The sequence below is a fragment of the Peribacillus sp. P4_D6 genome (assembly GCF_056401795.1).
This window is the reverse complement of sequence record NZ_JBFUIQ010000246.1, coordinates 1-3238: the sequence shown is the minus strand read 5'-3', so window position 1 is coordinate 3238 and position 3238 is coordinate 1. Positions and strand designations below refer to the sequence as shown.

The 3238-nt window shown below is 40.1% G+C and carries 2 protein-coding genes and 1 pseudogene; 1 reads left to right on the top strand and 2 read right to left on the bottom strand.

What is annotated here, in order from left to right; all coding sequences use genetic code 11:
• Both AC1DVB_RS26215 and AC1DVB_RS26210 read right to left on the bottom strand, forming a co-directional pair.
• Positions 1-473 (bottom strand): SDR family NAD(P)-dependent oxidoreductase (locus tag AC1DVB_RS26215; RefSeq protein WP_477591716.1); only part of this gene is annotated, 473 nt, incomplete at its 3' end.
• A gap of 362 nt (positions 474-835) precedes the next feature.
• A complete protein-coding gene (locus AC1DVB_RS26210) occupies positions 836-2116 on the bottom strand; it encodes an MFS transporter (protein ID WP_477591714.1) in 1281 nt (426 codons plus the stop codon).
• A 704-nt stretch (positions 2117-2820) separates the two neighbouring features.
• Between AC1DVB_RS26210 and AC1DVB_RS26205 the strand changes: the two are divergent.
• A pseudogene (locus tag AC1DVB_RS26205) lies at positions 2821-3238 on the top strand (hypothetical protein); the annotation flags it as partial.

Sequence of the window (3238 nt, the reverse complement as noted above, 5' to 3'; positions counted from 1 at the left end):
GTATACCAAACACCGCCGCCATCTGGATAAAAACTTGCACCGGACACGGTAAAAATAATATTGCCATTCGTTTTTTTCAGTTCTTCAAGAGCAGCTTTAGCTCCGAAAAAAGAGCCTTTTACGTTAATATTGAATAGGAAATCATACGCTTCGGAAAGCGCCTCGGGAGTCACATCGGCAAATTTGGCAAATCCATCGAACACGCCTGCATTCGCAACGAAGACATCTAACTTTCCGAATTGCTCAACAGTAGCTTTGACCACTTGCTCATTGTCTTCGTATTTGCTTACATCTCCCTGATAAGTAAGGATGTTTTCACCAAATTCTCCTTTCATTTTCGCTAATGTCTCTTTAGAGCGGCCGATAATGCTCACTTTTGCTCCTTCTTGTATAAAACGGCGTGTGACAGCTTCTCCTATTCCAGAAGCTCCCCCTGTAATCAAAACGACTTTATCTTTTAAGGCCATGCCCATTGTCTCCACCCCTTCTGATATCTTTCAAACATAATGAACGGTTATCCAAAGATCGGTTACAGTTCAAATATACGGTCTTGTAGCGAGGACATAACCCCAACAAATGTTTTATATACAAAACTATGTTTTTTATATAAACAATTCTAAAATGTAATCGCTTCATTGTCAATGTAAGTGTAAAAAAAACTGAAACCATCGTTCGGGAATATGTGCCTTGTACTATATCAAGCTGTGGTCATCCTTATTCCTGTGTACACGTCAATGAGTATTCAAGATTTATTGTGGTTCTCAGTAAGAACCTAGCGTCCCTTCTTACTGAGAGACCCTTTCTAAAAAACGTATGATATTACTTTTTTTGCCCTCTATAAAGTTACTTTGTTTCCTGTTGTATTACTTAGGTGATTTTCGGTAACTTCTTGTTTAATCATAAACAAGTACGCGACAAACCCCAGAGTGGCTGCTACTATCAGCATGGCAATGGAGGGACCAAAATCACCGCCAGACATATCGCGGCTCCACCCCATGATATAGCTTGAAAATCCACCCATAATATTCGTGAATCCCATTAAACCGGCCGCGCGTCCCGCTGTTTCAGGTGTTGAAAATTTGATGATGAAGAAATTGGTTAGATGAAACATTCCTCCCTGAGTTCCCATGGCGAGCCCCATTGAAACCCCGGCCATAATAGGACTAGGTGCAAGGACAGCGATTGTCAAAAATACTGCTGTTAGTATGAAAAGAATCGTCGCAAGCAAGCTCGGGCGTTTCGTTTTGTCCGCCAGAAATCCGCCAGCCAGGACAAATCCTAGCGCGAATAGCCATGATAATGAGGTAATCCCAGTCATTGCATCTCTTTCAAAGCCTTTGGCCTCCACGAGATAGGTAGGAAGCCAAATACTGATTCCAAAGAACAGAAAGGACGACATCAAATTGCCAAACCAGACAATCCAATAACGATAATCCTTTGCGAAGAATTGCTTCAACTGCACATCATGCATTTCGTCCTTTTGGCGAATATAGGAGACTTCCTCATTACTCATGCGTGGATGTTCTTCAGGCGTATTACGAGCCAAATACAGGAACATTGGAATATTTATAAACAAGTTAAAGGCGGCGAGAGCAAAGAACGCGGCCTGCCAATGAAATGTTGAAATAATGAGGATGAGCATAACGGTACCCACTGCCGGGCCAAGGTAGTTTCCAGTAATCCAGAATGACTGTGCCCTGCCAAGCTCTCTTTTATTAAACCAATTCGATATGAATTTACCCGATATCGGGATCATCATTCCTTCACCGATTCCGAGGATGACCCTACTAATTAAAAACATTTCGTATGAAGTGGACAGTCCTCCCATGACCATTGTCGCAGTCCATACCAGTAAACCTAAAACCGCTGTTTTCCGCGCCCCTAACTTGTCGATAATAACACCCCAAAAAATGTTGGAACAGGAGTATGAAATCATGAATATAAAGGAGATCAAGCCAATTTTCGCATTTTTATCCGGGCCAGTCAGACCAAGATCACTTAAAAATCCCGGATCGGTTTGGATAACAGAGATACCTACTTTATCAATCTGACCGAAAAACCAGAAGAAAAAAATAGGAATCGCAATGTACAACCATCTTTTTTGACCTTGTAACATGTTATTTCCCCCTTATAATAGGCTCGTTTGAATGCGCTTTCATGATTTTCGATACAAAATGGCTAACATGCTATCAAACTTCACCAACTCCTCCTTTCAAAAGATAGCAGCAACTTTTGTTTCATATAAAAAACATTGTTACCAATATTTAATGTTATATTGAATTTTCTTAATAGTCAATAATATTCCGAATAATATTTTTTAGCAGAAAAAAGTAGTTTTATATACAAAACTAAATAAGGTAGAGTTTCGATAAAACAACCCGAAACAATACCTTACCCATCTATCACATAAAACCAGCTAATGTTTCTGCAAATCCTCGTACCTTAGGTAATGCATCTCCTTAATTATTTGAAACATCATGATCTGCAGCAATAAAATGTCCACCATGTGACTGAAGCGCTTCTTAGTCTAGTTCCGTTCAAGTAAAGAGTTTTAACCGGGAATAGTATGACGGTTTTCTGTCCATCACCCCAACTTATGCTGCAGCTTGAGGTGAATAAGGCATACAATTCCTGAACCGCCAACCAACGTTTCCTTAGATAGGTAAACCCAAAATTGAAGAATGATTCTTCTTCCGCTCATTCGGTTGCCGTCTTCCTTTTATAACGATTCTTTATAAATATATAAAAATTAACTATTTTTATTATTTATCATTCAATGTTAGCATTTTGTTATAATTTATTTGAAAGGATGAGAGATGAATGACTATCCAATATTCTGAATTCGCAGTATTCGGGCTCGGTCCCATCGGAATTGAAATTCTACGCAGTGCTTATCAAACGAATCCTCAATCTATTATCGGTGTTGTCGATATTGACCCCGATAAGGTAGGGAAGGATATTGGCTTCCTGATCGATGAAAAGGAAACGAACAAGTGTGTAGTTCCCCATATCCAGGAAGTAAATACTGAAGCTGACCACCCTATCGCCCTACATGCAACCGGTTCCAATGCACAACAAGTATGGCCCCAAATCAAAGAGCTGCTAGATCACGGTTTTTCAGTGGTTTCCACCTGTGAACAGCTTTCCTTCCCTTGGCATCGCTACCCTTTACTTTCAAAGGAAATAGATGATTATGCTAAAGCAAAAGGACTTAGTGTCATCGGGACCGGAATCAATC

Bases quoted from the DNA above. Each gene is read 5' to 3' on its own strand.
- AC1DVB_RS26210 (WP_477591714.1), bottom strand. From the start codon at position 2,116: ATGTTACAAGGTCAAAAAAGATGGTTGTACATTGCGATTCCTATTTTT.